The organism is Nesterenkonia flava (genome assembly GCF_031432335.1).
Taxonomy (GTDB): Bacteria; Actinomycetota; Actinomycetes; order Actinomycetales; family Micrococcaceae; genus Nesterenkonia; species Nesterenkonia flava.
In genome coordinates this window covers 1-22,720 of the sequence record NZ_JAVKGT010000031.1, presented here as the reverse complement: position 1 = coordinate 22,720, position 22,720 = coordinate 1, and the positions used below count along the sequence as shown (strand labels likewise).

21 protein-coding genes are annotated in these 22,720 nt (G+C 65.8%); 16 read left to right on the top strand and 5 right to left on the bottom strand.

Annotation, left to right across the window (positions count from 1 at the left end):
• The first annotated feature begins 161 nt into the window (after positions 1-161).
• Positions 162-917: a DUF222 domain-containing protein gene (locus tag RH857_RS10995; RefSeq protein ID WP_310538016.1), complete on the top strand. Its 756-nt coding sequence runs from the start codon at positions 162-164 to the stop codon at positions 915-917.
• Between the two features lie 683 nt (positions 918-1,600).
• Here the strand turns inward: RH857_RS10995 and RH857_RS10990 are convergent.
• Positions 1,601-1,927 carry a GNAT family N-acetyltransferase gene (locus RH857_RS10990; protein WP_310538015.1) on the bottom strand — a complete coding sequence of 109 codons (327 nt, stop codon included), beginning with the start codon at positions 1,925-1,927 and terminating at the stop codon, positions 1,601-1,603.
• A 185-nt stretch (positions 1,928-2,112) separates the two neighbouring features.
• On the opposite strand from RH857_RS10990, the gene RH857_RS10985 reads away from it, so the two are divergent.
• On the top strand, positions 2,113-3,141 hold the full coding sequence (locus tag RH857_RS10985; RefSeq protein WP_310538014.1) for a TerC family protein: 1,029 nt from the start codon (positions 2,113-2,115) through the stop codon (positions 3,139-3,141).
• Positions 3,142-3,147: 6 nt separating this feature from the next.
• Here the strand turns inward: RH857_RS10985 and RH857_RS10980 are convergent, their stop codons facing one another.
• From RH857_RS10980 to RH857_RS10970, 3 genes are read right to left on the bottom strand one after another with little or no spacing between them, the layout of a single operon-like run.
• The gene (locus RH857_RS10980) at positions 3,148-4,470 is read right to left on the bottom strand and encodes an alpha/beta fold hydrolase (RefSeq protein WP_310538013.1); all 1,323 of its coding nucleotides are present in this window, start codon (positions 4,468-4,470) and stop codon (positions 3,148-3,150) included.
• 39 nt (positions 4,471-4,509) lie between these two features.
• The gene (locus RH857_RS10975; RefSeq protein WP_310538012.1) at positions 4,510-7,158 is read right to left on the bottom strand and encodes a DEAD/DEAH box helicase; all 2,649 of its coding nucleotides are present in this window, start codon (positions 7,156-7,158) and stop codon (positions 4,510-4,512) included.
• On the bottom strand, positions 7,137-7,805 hold the full coding sequence (locus tag RH857_RS10970) for an MBL fold metallo-hydrolase (RefSeq protein ID WP_310538011.1): 669 nt from the start codon (positions 7,803-7,805) through the stop codon (positions 7,137-7,139). Before RH857_RS10970 ends, RH857_RS10975 begins: the two co-directional genes overlap by 22 nt.
• 176 nt (positions 7,806-7,981) lie before the next feature.
• Here RH857_RS10970 and uvrA point away from each other — a divergent pair, with 176 nt between their 5' ends.
• The 14 genes from uvrA to RH857_RS10900 all read left to right on the top strand — a co-directional run bounded on the left by uvrA (position 7,982) and on the right by RH857_RS10900 (position 22,169).
• The gene (uvrA, locus tag RH857_RS10965) at positions 7,982-10,900 is read left to right on the top strand and encodes an excinuclease ABC subunit UvrA (protein WP_310538026.1); all 2,919 of its coding nucleotides are present in this window, start codon (positions 7,982-7,984) and stop codon (positions 10,898-10,900) included.
• Between the two features lie 32 nt (positions 10,901-10,932).
• On the top strand, positions 10,933-11,622 hold the full coding sequence (locus RH857_RS10960) for a lysophospholipid acyltransferase family protein (protein WP_310538025.1): 690 nt from the start codon (positions 10,933-10,935) through the stop codon (positions 11,620-11,622).
• A gap of 7 nt (positions 11,623-11,629) precedes the next feature.
• Positions 11,630-13,603 carry an excinuclease ABC subunit UvrC gene (gene uvrC, locus RH857_RS10955; RefSeq protein WP_310538010.1) on the top strand — a complete coding sequence of 658 codons (1,974 nt, stop codon included), beginning with the start codon at positions 11,630-11,632 and terminating at the stop codon, positions 13,601-13,603.
• A gap of 67 nt (positions 13,604-13,670) precedes the next feature.
• Positions 13,671-14,564 carry an RNase adapter RapZ gene (gene rapZ / locus RH857_RS10950; protein WP_310538009.1) on the top strand — a complete coding sequence of 298 codons (894 nt, stop codon included), beginning with the start codon at positions 13,671-13,673 and terminating at the stop codon, positions 14,562-14,564.
• A 3-nt stretch (positions 14,565-14,567) separates the two neighbouring features.
• Positions 14,568-15,614 carry a gluconeogenesis factor YvcK family protein gene (locus RH857_RS10945; protein WP_374761161.1) on the top strand — a complete coding sequence of 349 codons (1,047 nt, stop codon included), beginning with the start codon at positions 14,568-14,570 and terminating at the stop codon, positions 15,612-15,614.
• 133 nt (positions 15,615-15,747) lie between these two features.
• Positions 15,748-16,728, top strand: a complete 981-nt coding sequence (gene whiA / locus RH857_RS10940) for a DNA-binding protein WhiA (protein ID WP_310538008.1) — start codon at positions 15,748-15,750, stop codon at positions 16,726-16,728.
• Between the two features lie 158 nt (positions 16,729-16,886).
• Entirely contained in the window at positions 16,887-17,510 is a 624-nt protein-coding gene (locus RH857_RS10935; protein ID WP_310538007.1) for a superoxide dismutase, read from the top strand.
• A 211-nt stretch (positions 17,511-17,721) separates the two neighbouring features.
• Positions 17,722-18,732 carry a type I glyceraldehyde-3-phosphate dehydrogenase gene (gap, locus tag RH857_RS10930; protein WP_310538006.1) on the top strand — a complete coding sequence of 337 codons (1,011 nt, stop codon included), beginning with the start codon at positions 17,722-17,724 and terminating at the stop codon, positions 18,730-18,732.
• A gap of 201 nt (positions 18,733-18,933) precedes the next feature.
• A complete protein-coding gene (locus tag RH857_RS10925) occupies positions 18,934-20,157 on the top strand; it encodes a phosphoglycerate kinase (RefSeq protein WP_310538005.1) in 1,224 nt (407 codons plus the stop codon).
• A 38-nt stretch (positions 20,158-20,195) separates the two neighbouring features.
• On the top strand, positions 20,196-21,008 hold the full coding sequence (gene tpiA / locus RH857_RS10920; RefSeq protein WP_310538004.1) for a triose-phosphate isomerase: 813 nt from the start codon (positions 20,196-20,198) through the stop codon (positions 21,006-21,008).
• A gap of 63 nt (positions 21,009-21,071) precedes the next feature.
• Entirely contained in the window at positions 21,072-21,323 is a 252-nt protein-coding gene (secG, locus tag RH857_RS10915) for a preprotein translocase subunit SecG (protein ID WP_310538003.1), read from the top strand.
• A 33-nt stretch (positions 21,324-21,356) separates the two neighbouring features.
• Positions 21,357-21,596 (top strand): MurR/RpiR family transcriptional regulator, encoded by a 240-nt coding sequence (locus RH857_RS10910; RefSeq protein WP_310538023.1) that lies wholly within the window; start codon positions 21,357-21,359, stop codon positions 21,594-21,596.
• A 36-nt stretch (positions 21,597-21,632) separates the two neighbouring features.
• Entirely contained in the window at positions 21,633-21,884 is a 252-nt protein-coding gene (locus tag RH857_RS10905) for a hypothetical protein (RefSeq protein ID WP_310538002.1), read from the top strand.
• A gap of 150 nt (positions 21,885-22,034) precedes the next feature.
• Positions 22,035-22,169 (top strand): hypothetical protein, encoded by a 135-nt coding sequence (locus RH857_RS10900; protein ID WP_310538001.1) that lies wholly within the window; start codon positions 22,035-22,037, stop codon positions 22,167-22,169.
• An 11-nt stretch (positions 22,170-22,180) separates the two neighbouring features.
• On the opposite strand, the gene RH857_RS10895 is transcribed toward RH857_RS10900, so the two are convergent.
• Positions 22,181-22,720, bottom strand: a 540-nt coding sequence (locus tag RH857_RS10895; protein WP_510186608.1) for an ATP-binding cassette domain-containing protein, incomplete at its 5' end; no start/stop codon positions are given.

The following is a 22,720-nucleotide window of genomic DNA, read 5'->3' as shown; positions in this document are numbered from 1 at the left end:
CCAGCGTGCCACAGGGAACCGGGGGATGGACCGGGTGGGGAAAAGTCGCGATCCCGCGTGTGGTCTTCCCCAAGGAAAGCGTTGCGGGCGCGGCGCGCCGCTGATTCCCCACAGTCCAGCGTCACAGAGTGCATGCCTATGGATCTCCCTAGAGTGGTGTCATGGAGCACGTCGCCGAAGACCCAGCTCTCCTCCAGGCCCGGGAGTACCAGGAGGCTGAACGGCAGGCCGCCGCCCGGAAGCTTGCGGTGCTGGTCGCCTACCGGGCCCGGTTACGGTACGAGGCCCAGGCGACCGGGCTGCCCACCCTGGCCCGTGCGGAGGCGGAGAAAGCAGCGGTACGTCACGCCGCCCTCGCCTTGGGGTATTCGGAGTGGACCATGACCCAGATGCTCAACACGGCAGAGTACTCCCAGGACGAGTTGCCCCGCACTTGGGCCGCCTTCCTCTCGGGCGTGGTGGATATGCCCAGACTGCGTGAGATCGCCACCACCGCTTCCGGGATGCTCACCGCCGAGCACCGTGCGGTGGTGGATCAGGCTGCCGCTCAGCATGCGGGTTCGGTGAATCCGGGAGAACTGCAGTCCTGGTTGAACCGCACCGTCGCCTCGTTGGGCGAGGCGGAATACGCCCGGCGCTGCGAGAAGGCCTATGAGTCGCGGTACGTGCGGATTGTTCACGGGGATGACGGCATGAGCGATATCGAAGCCCGTATCCCTACGTTGGCGGCGGCCCAGATCCAGAAACATCTCTACGCCGCGGCCCACAGCGCCAGGGCAACCGTTCCTGTGCCGGACAGGGCGGGGCTGAGACTGGGGCGAACGGTGAGACAGCCGGTGAGGCGGACGGTGGGATGGTCGGTGAGAAGGCTGGTGGGACCGTGCTGGCGCGCTGCTCCGGAGACTCCCGGACCGTGACTCAGCGTGAGGCCGACCTCTTCACCGCCCTGCTCACCGGCGCGGGGACTCTCGGGCAGGACGGTGAAGGGGCGCCTGCGTGCTCTGGCGATGACGCTGGGCTGTCCGGGGCGAAGATCGCCATCATGATTCCGGCCGAGACCCTCACGGGGGCGCGTGATACCCCCGTTGTGAGTGCGGACCGGGCGTGGGCCCTCCCGGCAGACCAAGCACGCGTGCTCGCACGAGCCGGGTGTGACCCAGCCGCCGGCATTCAGCACGAGTGGTACACGCTCATCTACCAGGACTCGCCTGAGAACCCGTCTCAGGGCGTGGACCCTGACCCGCTGGTGCCGAAGAACCTGCTGACCATCACCTATGAAGGCCACGACCCTCCGGCGCGGCTTCGTGATGCGCCCATGTTCCGGGACGGCACCTGCCAGGCTGCAGGGTGTACTGTGCCGGCGGTCCGCTGCGACCTCGACCATCAGAGACCCTGGAGCCAGACAACCGCGTATGAGACAGCTCCGCATGAGGGAGGCCCCGGGGCATCACACGGCGCGACGACGGCATCGAACCTCTGGCACCTCTGCCGGCGTCATCACCGCATGAAGTCCCAGGCTACCTCCCGCTGCCGGAGGAACCCGGCTGAGAGGTTGCCTCTTAGAGTCCCCCCGGGGCCGGTGCCCCCTCATGAACTGATCTCAGAGGCCGAACTCGGCGCGGCGAGCCTCCGGAACCAGGTCAAGATACTCGGAGTTCTTCGCGATGAGGGCGCGCACCATCGGGCAATAGGGCAGAACGCTCAGACCCTCCTTGCGGGTCTCGTTCAACGCTGCGGAGACCAGGCGTTTGGCAAGACCCTGTCCCTGATGGGCCTCACTGACTTCAGTGTGGGTGAAGGCCCGCATCCCCGGCGCCGCCCGGAATTCGGCCAGGCCGGCCATTTCCTCGCCCACCAGGATGGCGAACCGGCTCTCGCTCTCCTGGAGAACCACAGTGACGTTGCTTTCAGCATCTTCCGTCGTCATAGTTCAGGTGTACCATTAATGCAGCGTGAGGGAGTACCCCTTGTAGCCGTGAACGTCAGCACGCGAAGCGACGCCGCTTCGCCGGGCACGGCAGTCTGCGACCGACTGGGAGACCAGCGGGACCGGGCGGAGAGACTCGCGACGATGACCCATATCCGTCGCAGTTTCGAAAGTAGGCCTCCGCCATGGAGATCACCCCTCTGGTCTGGACACTGACCCTCATCGCGATCGCGGGCTTGCTCGCCTTCGACTTCTTCGCCCACGTGCGTAAAGCACATGAGCCCACGCTGCGAGAAGCGGGCATTTGGTCAGCGTTCTACATCAGCATCGCTCTGCTCTTCGGGCTCGTGTTCGTCATCTTCGGCGACACCGCCCACGCCACGGAGTATTACGCCGGATACATCACCGAGAAAGCTCTCTCGGTCGACAACCTCTTCGTCTTTCTGGTGATTATCTCCAGCTTCAACGTCCCCAGGAAGTACCAGCAGAAGGTACTGCTGTTCGGCATCGTCTTTGCCCTCATCGCTCGCACCGCCTTCATTTTCCTCGGCGCAGGACTCATTCACCTGTGGAGCGACGTCTTCTACGTCTTCGGCATCATCTTGTTGATCACCGCCGGGCAGCTGCTGAAGAAAGAGCTCACCCACACCGATACCGCTCAGGAGGCGGACAACTTTGTGGTGCGGGCCGCCCAGCGATGGCTGCGCACCACCGAAGAGTACGACGGCGATAAGCTCACCACGCGAGTTGCCGGCAAGCGGATGCTCACTCCCATGCTGCTGGTGATGGTCGCCATCGGCGGCACCGACATCCTCTTCGCCCTGGACTCCATTCCCGCCATCTACGGGCTGACCCAGGAGCCCTACATCGTCTTCACCGCCACCGCGTTCTCTCTGATGGGTCTGCGACAGCTGTACTTCCTGCTCGATGGTCTCCTGGACCGTCTGGTCTATCTCTCCTATGGCCTGACCGTCATCCTCGGCTTCATCGGCGTGAAGCTCATCCTGCACGCCCTCCACGAGAACAACCTGCCGTTCCTCAACGGCGGCGAGAACGTCCCGGTTCCCGAGATTCCCACGGGCCTCTCACTGCTGGTGATCGCCGGGGTGCTGGTGGTCACGGTGGTGGCCTCTGTTCTGCGATCCTGCGTCGTGCGGCGCCCGGAGGAGTACGCCTCAGGCCGCAGCGGCCAGGCTCAGCGGGAGAACGTCTGAGCACGCTCAGCGCTGGGTGCGCTTCAGCAGCTCGCGGAAGATGAGGGCGCCGTCGTCGTGGATCCCGTCGTGGTGGAACGCATCGGTCTCCCAGACCGAGAGCCCGGCCACATACCCGGCGGTGTCCAGGGAGAGCTCCCGGGCCACGAACACATCATCGGTATAGACCGCGGCCGCGGCGGGTACCTCGTTGCGCCCTAGCTGGGCAAGGTCGTACAGGGGTTCCCAGTCCTGAACTGACGCCAGCTCCTCAGTCGCTGCGTAAAGAGGCGCAAGGGCTGGATCCAGACGAACGTGCTCGCGGAGGATCATTTCACCCGTCAGCAGGGGTGACTCGGCACCGGCGGAGAACTCGGGGTGCTCGGCAAGGACCCGTTCGGCGGCCCAGTCGGTGGCCGCGCGACCCCCGGTGAGCTCCGCCGGCTGCCCGTAGATGGACTCGTGCAGTACCGCGTACATGGGCGAGGCAGCGAAGGAGATCTGCGAGCCGACCCCGGCGAGGAAGGTGTCCGAGAGCTCCCCGGCGGGGACGCCCGCGAAGGCTTCCTCCAGCAGGTAGTGCAGGGTGTCGATGCGAGTATTGCCCCCGAGCAGCATGCCCAGCATCTGCAGACGAGCCACGGTGAGCTCTGAGCCGTCGGCCAGGCGGACCGGGTCGCCCGAGCCGCGTCGCTCGCGCAGAACCTGGATCACCGCGTCCAGACGTCCTCTGTCTTCCGGGAACCGGTTGAAGTACTCGGCGTTGCGGGCGGCCATCTTCGGATAAGTGTGCCGGTAGACCTCATCGGCGTGTCCGGACAGCGGGGCGAGCCCGCCGGTGATCAGAGCGCGGTCCAGGCTCTGAGGTGCAAAGGACAGATAGGTCAGGGTGCAGAATCCTCCGTAGCTCTGCCCCAGTACGCTCCAGGAGGTCAGCCCCAGATGCTGGCGGAGGGCCTCGGCATCGCGCACAATGCTGTCGGCGCGGAAATGCCGCAGGTACGCGGCCTGCTGTTGCGGGCTCTGCCACCGCGCCAGACTCTGACGGTGCAGGGGAGTGGAGAGGCCGGTGCCGCGCTGATCCAGCATGATGATGCGGAACTGGCGTGCGGCCTCCTCCATCCAGCCACCCAGGCGCGCGGGGCGGATGCCCTTACCTCCGGGGCCGCCTTGGAGAAACAGAAGTGCGGGGAGGCTCTCCGCATCGCCCGACGACGCCGCGTCGGCGCCGACAATCTCCCGCGCGTAGATCTCGATGTGCTCACCCTCGGGGCGATGCCATGCCAGCGGAACCGGGAGGCGATGGTCGGTGATGCGGGTGCCGTCGAGCAGCTGACGAGTCTGGGCCATGCCACTAGCTTGTCATGAGCTGCGGCGCCGAGACTGGAATCAGCTCCCTACCTCGTGGACGCCAGAGGTGCGGATGACCGGAGCCTCTTCCTCATCCGTGGCGGCCAGGTCCACCCAGGCGTGGATGGCCCAGTCATGGTTGCCCTGGTCGTCGTCGAGCACCTGCACAGCTCTCCAGAAGCCCGGCTTCTCCGCGGGGGAGCGGTCGAGGCGGAACAGATCAGCTGACCGGGCCTTCGCATCGACATAGACGTCCTCGTACTCATCGAAGAACGCATCAAGAGCCTCGCCCCAGCGGTCAGGAGTAGTGAACTCCGAACCTTCGGGCTCCAGGCCGGCAAGAGCCTCCTCCTTCTCCTGGGCAAAGAGCTCGGCGCGCCGGAACATGGCCGAACGGACCATGACCGTCAGAGCCCGTACATTCTGGCTCAGCCGCGCAGGGGGCTCAGGCTCGACGTCGTCCCTGGCGGCCTCCAGCTGCGCCAGCTTCTCGGGGTCATCGGCTGCAGCCAGGCGCTCCCATTCCTCCAGCAGCGAGGAGTCGGTCTGGCGGATGAGCTCGCCCAGCCACTCGGTGAGGTCCTCGAGTTCCTCGGTCACCTTCTCTTGGGGCACCGTCTGGCGGAGGGCCTTGTACGCATCGGAGAGGTAGCGCAGCAGCACGCCCTCGCTGCGGGAGATCCCGTAGAAGTTCACCGCGTCCACAAAGGTGAACGCGCGCTCGATCATGTCCCGGACCACGGACTTGGGCTGCAGCTCGTAGTCGGCGACCCAGGGCGCGGCGGTGCGGTAGACCTCAAACTGCTGCTCCAGCAGCTCCTTCAGCGGCTGCGGGTGGGTCAGCTCATCCAGGATGCGCATGCGCTCGGTGTAGTCGACGCCCTCGGCCTTCAGCTCGGCAACCTTCTCACCCTTGAGCTTCTTCACCTGCGCACCGGTGACCTGGTAGGGGGACTCCAGGATGGACTCGATCACGCTGATGACATCCAGCGCATAGGTCTCCGACTCCGGGTCTAGCAGTTCCAGGGCCGCCACGGCGAAGGGAGCCAGGGGCTGGTTGAGGGCGAAGTCGTCCTGCAGGTCCAGCTTCAGGTCGACGGTGCGCCCGTCTTCGTTGGGTTCGTCGAACTTCTCGAGCACCCCGGCGGCCAGCAGCTCGCGCAGGATCTGGAGGGCCCGGCGCTGCAGCTGAGCCTGACGGGCCGGAGTCTCGTCCGAGGAGGTGATGAGCCGGCGCATCGCAAGGATGGGATCCTCCGGGCGCTGCAGCAGGTGCAGCACCATGGCGTAGGAGACGCGCATGCGGGAGACCATGGGCTCCGGCTCTGCGGTGATGAGCTTGTCGAAGCTCTTCTCGCTCCAGGACACGAAGCCCTCGGGCGGCTTCTTCTTCGCCCGGGACTTCATCGCCTGGGCCACTTTGGCCTCATCCCCGCCGTGCTTCGCCCGCGCCTTGCGTAGGGCAGCCTCGTTCTCAATGATGTGCTCGGGGGCCTGCACCACCACCGTGCCCTGGGTGTCGAACCCAGCCCTGCCTGCACGCCCGGCGATCTGGTGAAACTCGCGGGCCTTGAGCTGGCGCACGCGCTCGCCGTCGTACTTGGTCAGCCCGGTCATGAGCACCGTGCGAATGGGCACGTTGATGCCCACTCCCAGGGTGTCGGTGCCGGAGATGACCTTCAGCAGGCCCTCCTGGGAAAGCTGCTCCACCAGGCGCCGGTACTTGGGCAGCATGCCCGCATGATGGACGCCGACGCCGGCCTTCAGCAGGCGTGACAGGGTCTTGCCGTAGCCCTTGGAGAAGCGGAAGGTGGCCAGGCGTTCACCCAGACGCTCACGTTCGGCTTTGGAGAGCAGATTCAGCGACATCAGGCCCGTGGCGCTCTCGGCGGCCTCGCGCTGGGAGAAGTGCACCACGTAGACCGGAGCCAGCTGGGCCGCGGCAAGCTCCTCCAGCTTCTCGGTCAGGGGAGTGGTGGAGTACTCGAAGCTCAGCGGCACGGGCCGCACGGCAGAGGTGATGGTGACGACGTCGCGTCCGGTGCGCTCGGCAATGGATCGCTCAAAGCGGGTGGTGTCGCCCAGCGTCGCAGACATGAGTACGAACTGCGCGGCGCTGCGCCGCCCGGGCTCGGCTCGCAGCTCGATGAGGGGCACCTGCCAGGCCCACCCGCGATGAGGATCGGCGTAGAAGTGGAACTCGTCCATGATGACCGGCCCCACGTTGGCTTCCGTGCCGTCACGCAGCGCCTCGTTGGCGAGGATCTCTGCGGTGCAGCAGATGATGGGCGCCTCGGCGTTAACGGCCGAGTCACCGGTGACCATTCCGACGTTCTCCGCGCCGAAGACCTCCACGAGGGAGAAGAACTTCTCCGAGACCAGCGCCTTGATGGGCGCGGTGTAGATACTGCGCTGTCCCCGGGCCAGACCGAAGAAGTGGGCAGCCAGGGCCACCATCGACTTCCCTGAACCCGTGGGGGTGGCCATGATGACGTGGTTCTCGGCTGCCAGCTCAAGGATGGCGTCCTGCTGGGCGGGGTAGAGCTGCAGTCCCTGGGACTCTGCCCAGGACGTGAAGGCGTCGTAGAGATCCTCGCCGGTGGGGGTGCCGGCGTCGGTGGTGGGGACGGTGAGCTTCGGGCGGGCTGGGGGAGTCACGGGCGTGGTCACCAGCCGCGTTCCCGCCATTCGCTTAAGCGGGGCCGTTCTGCCCCCAGGGTGGTGGGGTCACCGTGGCCCGGATGGATGATGGTGTCGTCGTCGTAGACGTCGAAGATGCGGGACTCCACGTCGTTGAGCAGGGAGGTGAAGTCCTCGCTGCTCCAGGTTTTGCCCACCCCGCCCGGGAAGAGGGAGTCGCCGGTGAAGATATGGGTGGGGCCGTCCTCCACCGGGTAGACGAAGGCGACAGACCCGGGGGTGTGGCCGCGCAGATGAATGACATCGAGCGCGACGCCGTCATACTGCACGGTCTCGCCGTGGTGGAGGCGGCGGCCGATGGTGAGGTTCTTCTCGGTCTCGATGGCACCGGCGTCGTCGGCTCCTGCTGCCAGCTCCACGCCACCGAGGCCCGCGAAGTCCGGCAGGGCCCGGATGTGGTCCCAGTGCTGGTGGGTGGTCAGGACGGCGCGCAGCCCTGGCGCGCAGGGGGTGTCCTCGGTGGCGTCGGCAATCATGGCCCGGATCGCCTCGGCGTCGTCGGCCGCGTCAATGAGCACCTGAACTCCGGACTTCTTAGCGGTGAGCAGATAGACGTTGTTGCTCATCTCGCTCACCGCGATGCGGCGGACGGTGAGAGCGGGCAGATCGTGGATCAGTGAACTTTCGGCGGCCATGCGCCCCAGTCTATGGGTAGGGCCTGCACCCCCACGAGACCGTGACGAGCTTCGAAACTTTGTTCGAAGCGTGTAGCGGTCGTACACTGGTGCGCGTGTCTGAGACTGCATCCGCTGTGATCGAATCTGTAGACGACTACTACGCCGCCAGCGCGCGCGAGGCTGCCTCCAACGGGGTGGTGGGCAGTGCCGAGGCGGACAGGATCGTGGTCCAGGGAGCACGGGAGCACAACCTGAAGAACGTGGCAGTGGAGCTTCCGCGCAACGCGTTCATCGTCTTCACCGGACTCTCCGGCTCCGGTAAGTCCTCCCTGGCGTTCGACACCATCTTTGCTGAGGGCCAGCGGCGCTACGTGGAGTCCCTCTCCGCCTACGCCCGTCAGTTCCTGGGACGCGTGGACAAGCCGGACATCGACTTCATCGAGGGTCTCTCCCCGGCAGTCTCGATCGATCAGAAGTCCACCTCGCGGAACCCGCGCTCCACAGTGGGCACCGTCACCGAGATCCACGACTACCTGCGCCTGCTGTGGGCGCGCATTGGTGTGCCCCACTGCCCCGAGTGCGGGGAGCGGATTGAGCGCCAGACCCCGCAGCAGATCGTGGATCAGATCCTCAGCTTTCCCGACAAGACCCGGTTCCAGGTGCTCGCGCCCGTGGTGCGCGGGCGCAAGGGCGAGTTCAAGGATCTCTTCCGCGAACTGGCCGGTGCCGGCTTCGCCCGCGCCGTGGTGGACGGGGAGATGATCCAGCTCAACGATCCGCCCACCCTGGAGAAGCAGTACAAGCACACGGTCGACGTCGTCATCGACCGTCTGGTGATCCGTGAGGGCATGCAGCAGCGCCTCACCGACTCCATCGAGACGGCGCTGAAGCAGGCCGACGGTCGTGTGGTCATCGATCTGGTGGACCTCGACGACGATGGCGAACCCACCGACTCTTCTCGTGTTCCCGAGGGGCTCACCGGGCCCAAGTACCGCAGCTTCAGCGAGAACCTCGCCTGCCCGAACGAGCACCCGCTGCCGATTGACGAAATCGAGCCGCGCTCCTTCTCCTTCAACTCGCCCTTCGGCGCCTGTGACGTCTGCTCCGGCATCGGCTCGCGGCTGGAGGTTGACGAGTCTCTGGTGATTCCCGATGACACCCTCAGCCTGGAGGACGGGGCCATTGCCCCGTGGTCCACCGGAGCTACCACCAAGGACTACTGGGCGCGTCTGATCGAGGGGCTCACTGACGAACTGGGCTTCGATATGCGCACCCCCTGGAAGGACCTGCCGAAGAAGGCGAAAAAGGCCCTGCTCCACGGGAAGAACTACAAGGTCAAGGTGCAGTACCGAAACCGGTGGGGCCGCGAACGGCGCTACACCACCGGTTTCGAGGGTGTGCTCTCCTATATCGCGCGCAAGCACGAAGAGGTGGAGTCAGACAATGCGCGCGACCGCTACGAGCAGTACATGCGGGAGATTCCCTGCCCCGCCTGTGACGGTCAGCGGCTGAACCCCGCCAGCCTCTCCGTGCTGGTGGCCGAACGTTCCATTGCTGAGGTGGCCCGGTTGCCCCTGGACGAGTGCGCGGCATTCTTCGACAAGCTCGAACTCTCCGCCCGCGACGCGAAGATCGCCGAGCAGGTGCTCAAGGAGATCCTTGCGCGCCTGAACTTCCTGCTGGACGTGGGCCTGAACTACCTCACTCTGGAGCGTGCCGCCGGCACGCTCTCCGGCGGCGAGGCTCAGCGCATCCGCTTGGCCACACAGATCGGCTCCGGCCTGGTGGGAGTGCTCTACGTCCTCGACGAACCTTCCATCGGGCTGCACCAGCGCGACAACACACGCCTCATCCAGACCCTGACCCGGCTGCGCGACCTCGGCAACACCCTCATTGTGGTCGAACACGATGAAGACACCATCGCAGAGGCCGACTGGATCGTAGACATCGGCCCCGGCGCGGGGGAGCGTGGCGGTGACATCGTCCATTCCGGATCGGTGGAGGGGCTGCGCGCCAACGAGAACTCCATTACGGGCGACTACCTCTCCGGACGCCGCGCGATCCATGTGCCTCAGGAACGCCGGCCCGTCGACACCGAACGTATGCTGCGCATCGTGGAGGCCAGCGAGAACAACCTTCAGGACGTGACCGTCGACCTCCCACTGGGCGTTTTCCTCGCCGTCACCGGCGTCTCCGGCTCAGGCAAGTCCACGCTCATCAACGAGATCCTCTACAAGTCGCTGGCGAACAAGCTCAACAACGCCCGTCAGGTGCCGGGCCGGCATCGTCGGATCGAGGGGATTGAGCAGCACCTGGACAAGATCATCCACGTGGACCAGAGCCCCATCGGCCGCACCCCCCGATCCAATCCCGCGACCTACACGGGCGTCTTTGACCACATCCGTAAGCTCTTCGCTGAGACCAATGAGGCCAAGACCCGCGGCTACCAGCCCGGCCGCTTCAGCTTCAACATCAAGGGCGGGCGCTGCGAGGCCTGCACCGGTGACGGCACGCTGAAGATTGAGATGAACTTCCTGCCCGACGTCTATGTTCCCTGCGAGGTCTGCCAGGGAGCCCGGTACAACCGCGAGACCCTCGAAGTCCACTACAAGGGCAAGAACATTGCCGAAGTGCTGGACATGCCGATCGAGGAGGCCGCTGAGTTCTTCGCCGCGTTCACGCCGATCGCCCGTCACCTCAACACGCTCGTGGACGTGGGTCTGGGGTATGTGCGGCTTGGTCAGTCCGCGACCACGCTCTCCGGCGGTGAAGCCCAGCGAGTGAAACTGGCCTCCGAGCTGCAGAAGCGTTCCAACGGGCGGTCCATCTACGTGCTGGACGAGCCGACCACCGGCCTGCACTTCGAGGACATCCGCAAACTGTTGAAGGTCCTCCAGGGGCTCGTCGACAAGGGCAACACCGTGGTGACGATCGAGCACAACCTCGACGTGATCAAGTCCGCCGACTGGATCATCGATCTGGGGCCCGAAGGCGGCACCGGCGGTGGACGGATCATCGCCGAAGGCACTCCGGAAGAGGTCGCTGCGGGTGCTCAGGAGAGCGGTTCCCACACGGGGCGGTTCCTCACGCCGTTGCTAGAATCCTCCAAGTGAACTCCACCTCGCCCGCACCTGTTGAACGCCGACTGGTCACCCATGACGCCATCCGCAAGGCCTCGGCGGCCGCCATCCGGCTGCTCTGCCGTCCCACGATCTCGGGACTGGAGAACGTGCCGGAACACGGTGGTTTCATTGTGGCCAGCAACCACCTCTCCTTTCTGGACTCGGTGCTCATTCAGGCGATCTTCCCGCGGCCGGTAAGCTTCTTCGCCAAGGCGGAGTACTTCACCAAGCCGGGGCTCAGTGGAAAGGTCAGCAAGGTCTTCTTCGAGTCCGTAGGGTCAGTGCCCGTGGAGCGGAACAAGAAGTCTGCCTCCGTGGAGGCTCTCTACGGTCTGGGAGAGATCGTGCGCTCAGGCCACGGGGTAGGCATCTACCCGGAGGGCACCCGCAGCCGTGACGGCAAGCTCTACCGCGGTAAGAACGGAGTGGGCTGGCTGGCCCTGGCCACCGGAGCCCCGGTGGTTCCCGTGGGGCTGCGGGGCACCCAGCACCTGCAGGCTCCCGACTCTCACCGCATTCGCCCCCACCGCTTCGAGATGATGGTGGGCGCGCCGCTGCAGTTCGACCACCTGGGCGACAAGCACCCCCTGCCGGTGCGCCGGCAGGCGACGGAGCGCATCATGGACGCTATCGCCGAGCTGTCGGGGCAGGAGCGGGTGGCCAGCTACAACAGCCCGCCGGCTGCAGAGGCAAGCGAAGCGGAGATCGCCTAAGGCGCTGATGGCTGACCCGTCCTCCTACCGACCCAAACCCGGAGAGATCCCCACCCAGCCGGGGGTCTACCGGTTCATCGACCCCCACGGGCGAGTTGTCTACGTGGGCAAGGCCAAGAACCTGCGGTCGCGCCTGAACTCCTACTTCGCCCGGGTCAGCTCCCTGCCCCCGAAGACCTACGCCATGGTCCACGCCGCCTCCACCGTGGAGTGGACCGTGGTGGGCTCCGAGCTGGAGGCTATCCAGCTGGAGTACACCTGGATCAAGCAGCACACTCCGCGCTTCAACATCATGTACCGGGACGACAAGTCCTACCCGTATCTCGCGGTGACGATGAATGAGAAGTTTCCGCGTGTGCAGGTCATGCGAGGAGATAAGAAACCCGGGGTGAAGTACTTTGGCCCCTTCCACCCGGCCAAGGCCATCCGCGAAACCGTCGACACCATGCTGCGAGTCTTTCCGGTGCGCAGCTGCTCTGCGGGAGTATTCAAACGGGCTGAGGCCTCGGGCCGGCCGTGCCTGCTGGGCTACATCGACAAATGCGCGGCGCCGTGCGTGGGCAATATCAGCCCAGAGGATCACCGTGCCCTGGCCCAGGAGTTCTGCGATGTCATGGCCGGACGCGCGGAGCCCCACATGCGCCGGATCGAGAAGCGCATGAAGGATGCCGTTGCCGAGCTGCGCTATGAGGACGCCGCCCGGCACCGAGATGATCTCGAAGCCCTGCGTCGGGTCTTCGAACGCAACGCGGTGGTTCTCTCTGAGGACACTGAGGCGGATCTCTTCGCCTTCGCTCAGGATGAGCTGGAGGCCTCCGCCCAGGTTTTCCACATTCGACAGGGACGTATCCGTGGCCAGCGCGGCTGGATCTCCGAGAAGGTCGAGGACATCGACGACGCCGGTTTGGTGGAGCAGCTTGTGCTGCAGGTCTACGGATCTATCGCCGACACGGAGCGGATTCCGCGCGAAGTGCTGGTTCCCGCGCTGCCGGAGAACCACCAGGAACTGTCCGACTGGCTGAGTGAGCGACGCGGAGCGCGGGTGAGTCTGCGCGTTCCCCAGCGCGGCGACAAGGCCGCACTGCTGGGCACCGTGAAGGAGAACGCGGAGCAGGCCCTGACGTTGCACAAGGCTCGGCGCTCCAGCGACATCACGACCCGTTCAGCAGCCCTGCGCGAGCTGCAGGACGCCCTGGAGCTGAGCGAGCCTCTGATGCGCATCGAGTGCTTCGACATCTCCCACACCGGTGGGCGCAACGTCGTGGGATCCATGGTGGTCCTGGAGGACGGCCTGCCGAAGAAGAAGGATTACCGGCGCTTCTCGATTCGCGGGGAGGCGGCGCGTGATGACACCAGCGCTATGCGGGATGTCATCACACGCCGGTTCAGCCGTTACCTCAAGGAGCTAGAAGCGGCGGGCGACCCCGTTCCGGAGGCTCACGCGGAGCCGGAGGGGGTGACGGTGAAGGAATCCACCGTGGTGGAGCGTGAGTCCCAGAAGTTTGCGTATCCGCCGTCCCTTGTCGTCGTCGACGGTGGACAGCCCCAGGTCAATGCGGCCCGCGCAGCGCTGGACGCCATGGGCCTGGAGGACATGCCGGTGGTCGGCCTCGCCAAACGGCTGGAGGAGGTCTGGCTGCCCGACGACGACTTCCCCCTGGTGCTGCCCCGCAGCTCCGAGGCCCTCTACATGCTGCAGCGAATCCGCGATGAGGCCCACCGCTTTGCTATCCAGTACCACCGCTCGGCCCGCTCCAAGCAGATGACCGCCTCAGCCCTGGATGACGTACCGGGCTTGGGGCCCAAGCGGCGCGCCGCCGTCGTCGCGCATTTCGGGTCCGTGGCCAACCTCAAGAAGGCGACCCCTGAGCAGGTTGCTGAGGTGCCGGGGATCGGACTGGACTCGGCCCGGCGGATCCTTCAGCACCTGAGGGCCGAAGACGCCGGTGACGAAGACCAGTCCCCGCCGGTAGAGTCGTAGGGAGCGAGCCGGACCCGGCTTGCCGGAGTGAGAGCGTCCGAAGCGCGAGAGAGGGAAGCGAGCGAACGTGAGCGAGGATCTGATCCCGGTGAAGCCGCCCGAGAACGAGCTGCTGATCGTCACCGGCATGTCGGGTGCCGGCCGCACCACCGCCGCCCACGCGCTGGAAGACATGGGCTGGTACGTGGTGGAGGGCCTGCCTCCGGAGCTGGTGACCACCATGATGGACATCATTGCCCGGCACCCCGGCTCCGTGGAGAAGCTCGCGGTGGTCATCGACGTGCGCACCCGCGGGCTCTACAGCAATATGCTCGAGGCGCTCGGGCAGATCGAGGCGTCGGGCATCACCTACCGGATGCTCTTCCTCGACGCCTCGGATGATCTCCTGGTGCGTCGCTTCGAGCAGGGTCGGCGACCTCACCCGCTGCAGGGGGACGGGAGGATCCTCGACGGCATCACCGCGGAACGGGAGCTGCTCAAGGACGTCAAGTCCCAGGCCCACGTGGTGCTGGACACCACGAAGCTCAACGTCCACGGCCTGGGGAGTGCGATCCGCGAGCTCTTCAGCGACGACGGCCCCGTGCGGCTGCGGCTGAACGTCATGAGCTTCGGCTTCAAATACGGTGTTCCCGCCGACGCGAACTTCATTGCGGATGTCCGGTTCATTCCCAACCCCCACTGGGTGCCGGAGCTGCGTCCGCTCACCGGACAGGACGAGACGGTGCGCACCTTTGTGCTGGGCAATCAGGGCGCCGGTGAGTTCGTGGACCGCTACGTCGAGGCTCTGCTGCCTGTGCTGGAGGGTTATCGCCGGGAGAATAAACACTACGCGACCCTCGCGGTGGGGTGCACCGGGGGCAAGCACCGCTCGGTGGCTATCAGCGAGGAGCTGGCCCGCCGACTAGATCAGCTGCCCAACGTCACCGTCAACACCATCCACCGTGATCTCGGACGGGAGTAGCCTGTGAGCCAGTCTCTGACCGGTCCCATCTCCCTGACGGGACCCATTCCGCTGGCCAGCGCGGCGGCACAGTCCCTAGGGCCCTCACGCAGCACGGTGCGCGTCTGCGCCCTGGGCGGCGGGCACGGGCTCAAAGCCACACTCTCGGCACTGCGGATCATCGCGGCGGAACACCTGACGGCGATCTGCACGGTAGCCGACGACGGCGGATCCTCCGGCAGGCTGCGGCGGGACATGGACGTGCTGCCGCCGGGTGATCTGCGGATGGCACTGACCGCGCTGTGCGACGACACCGACTGGGGCCGCACATGGGCACAGGTCATGCAACACCGCTTCCGCTCCAAAGACGGTGTGGAGGGCAGCCTCGACAACCACGCCATGGGAAATCTGCTTATCGTGGCCCTCTGGGAGCTGCTCGGAGACCCGGTGGACGGGCTGCGGTGGGCCGGTGCGCTTCTGGGAGCCAGGGGACAGGTGCTGCCGATGTCGCGCACACCGCTGACGATGTCAGGACTGGTCCAGCCTAAGGATGCCCATGAGGAGCAGGTGCGAATCGACTCCCAGGCGGAGCTCGCCCGGGCCGGCCAGTTGGGGCGGCTCACCGACGTGCGCCTGCATCCGGAGGAGGCCGATGCGTGCACGGAAGCGGTCACTGCCATTGAACTCTCTGACTGGGTGGTGCTGGGCCCCGGTTCCTGGTACACCTCCGTCCTGCCCCATCTGCTGCTTCCGGGAATGCGCCGCGCCCTGTCCGAGACCGAGGCCAAGCGCTGCGTGGTCATGAACCTCAAGGCTGACACCGACGAGACCTCCGGCATGTCCCCGGCGGAGCATCTTCAGGTGCTGCGTCACTATGCGCCTGAGCTGCGCATCGACGTCATCATTGCTGACCCGCGCTCGGTGGCCGAGCAGGAACGCGCCGCCTTTGAGGAGGCGGCTGCCGCGCTGGGCGCGGACATCACCTATGCCAAGGTCAGAAGCGGACGGCGCCCCGACATCCACGACCCGCTGCGCTTGGCCATCGCCTTCAACGAGGTCTTCGCCGAATGATCAGCTCCCCACGCTTCCGTTGTTCGGACTCTGGCCTGAGCCGGACCAGCGTCTTTCCGTGAAGGACCTGAACCTCCAGTAACATGGCCTTCCGCTGAGCAACCCTGACGCAACATTTAAGGAACTGACACACATGGCGCTGACCGAGTCGGCCAAAGAGGAGCTCGCTCGTACCGAGCCCTCCACGACCTCCGAGAAGAAGGCTGAAGTCTCGGCCATGCTTCGATTCTCCGGCGGCCTGCATGTCATTTCCCGGCGCATCGTCATCGAGGCTGAGCTGGACCACGCCGCCACAGCGAGACGCCTGCGCAGCACCATCCACAGCGTCTACGGGCACGAGCCGGAGATCATCGTGGTCTCCGGCTCCGGCCTGAAGCGGGGTTCGCGCTACGTGGTGCGAGTGGTGCGCGAGGGGGAGGCCCTGGCTCGCCAGACCGGGCTGGTGGACGGCCGCGGACGACCAGTGCGGGGACTGCCCGCCGTGATCGTCAACGGATCCATCGCCGATGCCGTTGCCGCATGGCGCGGAGCCTTCCTCGCTCACGGCTCGCTCACCGAGCCGGGCCGCTCCTGCTCGCTCGAAGTCACGTGCCCGGGTCCGGAGGCGGCGCTGGCACTGGTCGGTGCCGCTCGTCGTCTGGGCATCACCGCCAAAGCGCGTGAAGTGCGCAATGTGGACCGCGTGGTCATCCGCGACGCGGACTCCATCGCTCAGCTGCTGACCCGTATGGGCGCGCACCAGACCCTGCTGGTCTGGGAGGAGCGCCGCATGCGCAAGGAGGTCAGGGCCACCGCCAACCGGCTGGCCAACTTCGACGACGCTAACCTGCGCCGCTCCGCCCAAGCCGCTGTAGCCGCCGGGGCCCGCGTGGAGCGTGCCCTGGAGATCCTTGCGGAGGAGGTGCCCGAGCATCTGGAGTACGCCGGCAGGCTTCGCTTGCAGCACAAGCAGGCTTCGCTGGACGAGCTGGGGCGCCTGGCGGACCCGCCGATGACCAAGGACGCCATCGCCGGCCGCATCCGCCGACTCCTCGCGATGGCGGATAAGCGCGCCGAGGAACTCGGGATCCCCGACACCAACGTCAACGTCACCCCGGACATGCTCACGGACTGAGGTGCTCCGGCGCCGAAAAATTCCCGCTGAGGCAGTGATTCCTCCAACGGTGAAAAAGCTGCGTCATAGTCGGTAACCCCTTATCGGGGAGGGCCCAGATGCATAGGATTGAGGCAGCGGGGCACTGACCTCGATCTATCCCGTCAATAGGAGGAAAAATGGCTGAGTACACCCTTCCTGAGCTGGACTACGACTACGGCGCACTGGAGCCGCACATCTCCGGTCGCATCATGGAGCTGCACCACTCCAAGCACCACAACACCTACGTGGGAGGCGCCAACACTGCTCTGGAGAAGCTCGCCGAGGCTCGCGAGAAGGGCGATTACGCCACCACTCCCAAGCTGCTGAAGGACCTCCAGTTCAACCTGGGCGGCCACACCAACCACTCCATTTTCTGGAAGAACCTGACCCCCAATGGCCAGGAGCGTCCTGAGGGTGAGATCGCCGCCGCCATCGATGAGTACTTCGGTTCCTTTGACCAGTTCCAGGCGCAGTTCACCCAGGCCGCGCTGACCATCCAGGGCTCCGGCTGGGCCATCCTGGCCTACGAGCCCCTCGGCGGCAACCTGGTCATCGAGCAGTTCTACGATCAGCAGAACGGTGTGCCGGTGGCCACCACCCCGCTGCTGATGCTGGACATGTGGGAGCACGCCTTCTACCTCGACTACCAGAACGTTAAGCCCGACTACGTCAAGGCCTTCTGGAACATCGTCAACTGGGACGACGTCGCCGCTCGCTTCGCCGCTGCGCGCGAGGGTGCTGCCAAGCTCGTCACCCCGTGACGTCCTAGGGTCCCTGGACCCATGGCTGACCGGTGCCTCAGCCCTCTTGCCCGCCACGGCGGGTGTGAGATAATGGCACCAGATAACTGAAAACTCGTTCTGCAGACAACCTGAGAACAACGACGTTGTTGGGGGTCAGTGGCACCGGAAGTATCCGGTCCGCTGATCCCCAACGCGTTTCTCACGCCGGAAACGGAAGGAAACACCCCTTATGGCGACAAAGATCGCGATCAACGGCTTCGGACGCATCGGCCGCAACGTGCTGCGGGTCCTTGAGAACACCGGCAGCGACCTGGAGCTCGTGGCGATCAACGACCTCACCGACCCCGCTGCTCTGGTCAACCTGACCAAGTACGACTCGGTGCTCGGCCGCTTCCCCGCGGAGGTCTCCCTGGACGGCGATACCCTCGTCGCCGGCGGACGCCGCATCAAACTCCTCTCCGACCGTGACCCGGCCAACCTGCCCTGGGGCGAGCTGGGCGTGGACATCGTCATCGAAGCCACCGGATTCTTCACCGACAAGGAATCCGCCGGCAAGCACCTCACCGCCGGAGCCAAGAAGGTCATCGTCTCCGCACCCGCCAAGGGCGTGGACGGCACCTTCGTGCTGGGCATCAACGAGGACACCTACGACCCCGAGAACCACACCGTCATCTCCAACGCCTCCTGCACCACCAACTGCCTGGCGCCGGTGGCCAAGGTCCTCAATGACGAATTCGGCATCGTCGAGGGCCTGATGACCACCATCCACGCCTACACCGGTGACCAGCGCCTGCACGATGCACCCCACAAGGACGCTCGCCGCGCCCGTGCAGCCGGGGTGAATATGGTTCCCACCTCGACCGGTGCCGCAGCCGCCATCGGCCTCGTGATCCCGGAGGTCGACGGCAAGCTCGATGGCTTCGCCGTTCGCGTACCCACCATCACCGGCTCCGGTACCGACCTCACCGTGACCGTGGAGAAGGAAGGCGTGACCGTCGAAGAGGTCAACGCTGCCTTCAAGAAGGCTGCCGAGGGCTCCCTGAAGGGTGTGCTGGCCTACAACGAGGACCCCATCGTCTCCTCCGACATCGTGGGCGACCCGCACGCCAGCATCTTTGACGCCCCGCTGACCAAGGTCATCGGCAACACCGTCAAGGTCTTCGCATGGTACGACAACGAGTACGGCTACTCCTCCCGCCTGGTGGAGATGGTGTCCTACGTGGGCAACAAGCTGAACTGATGCGGTTCCGTCGGCGGGTACAGACCCACCGACGGGCGGGTGCGAGTACTTTCTTGCCCGCCGCATCATAAGGACGAACTGGGGCTCCGGGCACGTTCCCGGGGCCCCAGTTCGCCTGACAGGGAGATTGATAGTCTGTACGACAGCGAGAGCCGGGACCCCGGCTCGGCGCGAGGCGATGAGAAGGGAAGCTCGCGAACGATGACAGCCACACTGGAGAACCTCCTGGCCGAAGGTGTTGCCGGACGCAAGATTCTGGTCCGCAGCGATCTCAACGTTCCGCTCAAGGACGGTCAGGTAACGGACGACGGACGAATCCGGGCGTCACTGCCCGTGCTCGAGAAGCTCGCCGCGGCCGGCGCCCGCGTCATCGTCACCGCGCACTTGGGGCGTCCTCAGGGTCAGCCGGATCCCCAGTACTCGCTTGCCCCGGTGGCAGCCCGCATGGCGGAGCTCACCAGCGTGCCTGTGGCGCAAGCCGAAGACCTCACCGGCGATAGCGCCAAGGCCTCCGCCGCAGCCCTGCAGGACGGGCAGATCCTGTTGCTGGAGAATGTCCGGTTTGACGCCCGCGAGACCTCAAAGGACAGCGCCGAGCGAGCAGAGCTCGCCGGCGAGCTGGCAGCCCTGACCACCGAGAACGGCGCCTTCGTCAACGACGCGTTCGGCGCTGTCCACCGCCGTCACGCCTCCGTGGCGGACATTGCTGAGAAGCTTCCCGCCTATCAGGGCGATCTCGTCGCAGCCGAGCTGCAGGTGCTTCAGCGCCTCACCGAATCCCCGGAACGCCCCTACACCGTGGTGCTCGGAGGTTCGAAGGTCTCCGACAAGCTCGCGGTCATCGAGAACCTCCTGCCCAAAGCTGATTCGCTGCTCATCGGCGGAGGTATGGTCTTCACCTTCCTCAAGGCTCAGGGCTACGGCATCGGCAAGTCCCTGGTCGAAGAGGACAAGCTTGAGACGGTCAACGGGTTCCTCGCTGAGGCGGAGAAGCACGGATGCCGGATTGTGCTTCCCACTGACATCGTGATGGCCTCGGCCTTCGCCGCCGATGCCGAGCATGAGGTGCTGCCCGTGGACTCCCTCGAGTCCGGAAAACACGGTGCCCAGGCGTTGGGTCTGGATATCGGGCCGGACAGCGCGCAGAACTTCGCCTCCGTCATCGCAGGTTCCAAGACCGTCTTCTGGAACGGCCCTATGGGCGTGTTCGAGATGGAGGCATTCGCCGCCGGAACCGCCTCTGTGGCCAAGGCGCTGACCGACGCGGAGGCCTTCACCGTGGTCGGCGGTGGGGACTCCGCGGCTGCCGTGCGCAGCCTGGGCTTCGACGAGAGCGCCTTCGGCCATATCTCCACCGGCGGCGGTGCCAGCCTCGAGTACCTCGAGGGCAAGACGCTGCCCGGTATTCAGGCCCTGGGCGCCTGAGACGCATCGGCATCCTCACGAACAGACAGAAGGACATCATGACTCTTCAGAAGAACGGCCAGTTCGTCCGTCGCCCGCTCATTGCCGGCAACTGGAAGATGAACATGGACCACATGCAGGCCATCGCTCTGGTGCAGAAGCTGGCCTGGACCCTCGACGACGCCGGCCACGACTACGAGCGTGTACAGGTCAGTGTCTTCCCTCCCTTCACCGACCTGCGCGGCGTCCAGACCCTGGTGGTAGGCGACAAGCTCTCCCTGGACTACGGTGCCCAGGATCTCTCCGAGAAGGATTCCGGCGCCTACACCGGCGACATCTCCGGGGCCTTCCTCGCGAAGCTGGGTTGCACCCAGGTGCTGATCGGTCACTCCGAGCGGCGAGAGATCCACGGTGAGGGAGACGAGACCGTCAACGCCAAGATCAACGCCGCGCTGCGTCACGAGCTGGCACCCGTGTTGTGTGTGGGAGAGGGCCTGGACGTCCGTCAGGCCGGCGACCACGTCACCCATACCCTCGCCCAGGTGGAGGCCGCGCTTCAGGGACTGGCTGCGGAGCAGCTGTCCGAACTTGTCATCGCCTATGAGCCGGTCTGGGCCATCGGCACCGGCGAAGTCGCAGGCCCCGAGGACGCCCAGGAGATGGCCCGGGCCATCCGCGCCAAGCTCGCGGAGCTCTACGGTCAGGAACTGGCTGAGGCTACCCGCATCCTCTACGGTGGTTCGGTGAAGTCCGCCAACGTAGCGTCCATCCTGGCCGGCGCCGACGTTGACGGCGCACTGGTCGGTGGTGCGTCCCTGGACGCCGAGGAGTTCGCCAAGATTGCTCAGTTCGAGAAGCACGTCACCGGATAACTCCCTTTTACGGGTTATCCTGGTGTCTGCGCTGAACCTCCGCACGTTCCACGAAAGGCAACCGTGACTGCACTGTCCGTCGCCCTCCAGGTGCTCCTGGCCATCATCAGCCTCCTGCTGATCCTGCTGATCCTGCTCCACAAGGGACGCGGCGGCGGCATGTCTGACATGTTCGGTGGTGGCGTGACCAGCTCCCTGGGCTCCTCCGGCGTGGCTGAGCGCAACCTCAACCGTCTGACCGTCACCCTGGGCATTCTGTGGGGTGTGATCGTGGTGGCTATCGCCCTGATCGCCTCCGCCGCCGTCGAACTCTGACGTTCCCGACCCCAGGGACCCCCGGTGACGCGGATGGAAGCAGACGTCACCTCACACATTCGTGCAGCCCTGCCGCTGCTGGCAGGCAGCGAACAGCGTGTCGCAGAATCCCTCCTGGCGCTGGGGGAGAGGGTCGCCACGCTCTCGACCGCCGACGTCGCCCAGCACGCCAGCAGCTCCCCGGCTACGGTGGTGCGCGCGTGCAAGAATATGGGCTTCAGCGGCTTCCACCACGTCAGGCGTGAGTTCGCTCGCCAGCAGACGCCTGAGTAGGAGGCCGTAGAGGATCCCGTCGAGGAGATCTTCCAGGTGGCTCGGGACTCCCTCTCGGTGGCGGCGCGCCTCCTGGACCGCAGCGCGCTGGAGGAGACCGCGGCGGCACTGGATGACGCGGGCAAGGTGCTGCTGGTGGGCAACGGCTTCTCGGCGCCGCCGCTGCACGACGCCCAGCTGCGCCTGTTGACTCTGGGACTGACCGTCCATGCCCCCGCCGATGTGCAGGCCCAGCAGTTCGTAGCCAGAAGCCTCGGTCCCGTTGATGTGTGCCTGGCCGGCAGCTAGTCAGGCAGCAACCGCAATACGCTGGCTGCCTGCGCGGCAGCCAAGGAGCAGGGCGCACGGCTCATCTCGGTCACGAGCTTCACCCATACCGCGCTGCTGAGGCTCACCGATATCCCCCTGGTGACCGGGCCGGTGAATAGGCCCCATGCGGTGGACCCCTTCCACTCTCGTCTGACCCACTGGGTCACGCTGCAGGCCCTGTGCAGCCGCATCGCGGCCAGGCGCGGTATTGAGATGACGCCTCATATGCGCTCGGTGGTCGCTGACGCTCTCGTTGACGAGTAGCTGCCGCGGCCCTACCGGGCGAAGAAGAAACCCCCGACGACGTCGACTCCTACCCTGGCACCGGGCTGCGGCTGCCAGGTGCGGGTCTCTCCCCGCAGGCGCCGGCCGCACCAGTCGGCCTCAACGGAGTGCGCATGGCGCCCGTAGAGGCTGGAGATGACCTCCGCCCCTTCCGCCGGCTGTTCCAGCTCCCCGTGGACGCCGGCAGCGCGCGGCGACTCAGATTCCGTGAAGGAGACGTGCGCGGGCGTGACCGCCAGCTGACCCGGCAGAGCGCTCTCCGCAGCGGGAAGTTCGCCGCTTAGCCGTGCACGGGGAACCATCAGCGGAAGATCATCGGCGTGGAAACCGTGGGAATCCAACACCCCGGGCACCAGTGCGGCGTCGCTGAGAAACTTCGCGACGAAAGGGTTGGCGGGGGAGTCCACGATCTCGCTAGGCCGGCCGATCTGCCGGATCTCCCCGGCTTCGAGCACCACTATGCGATCGGCGATGGCTAGTTGTAGTTCCTCGACACGTTGTGAACAGTCCGTGACGTGAGCGGAGACCTC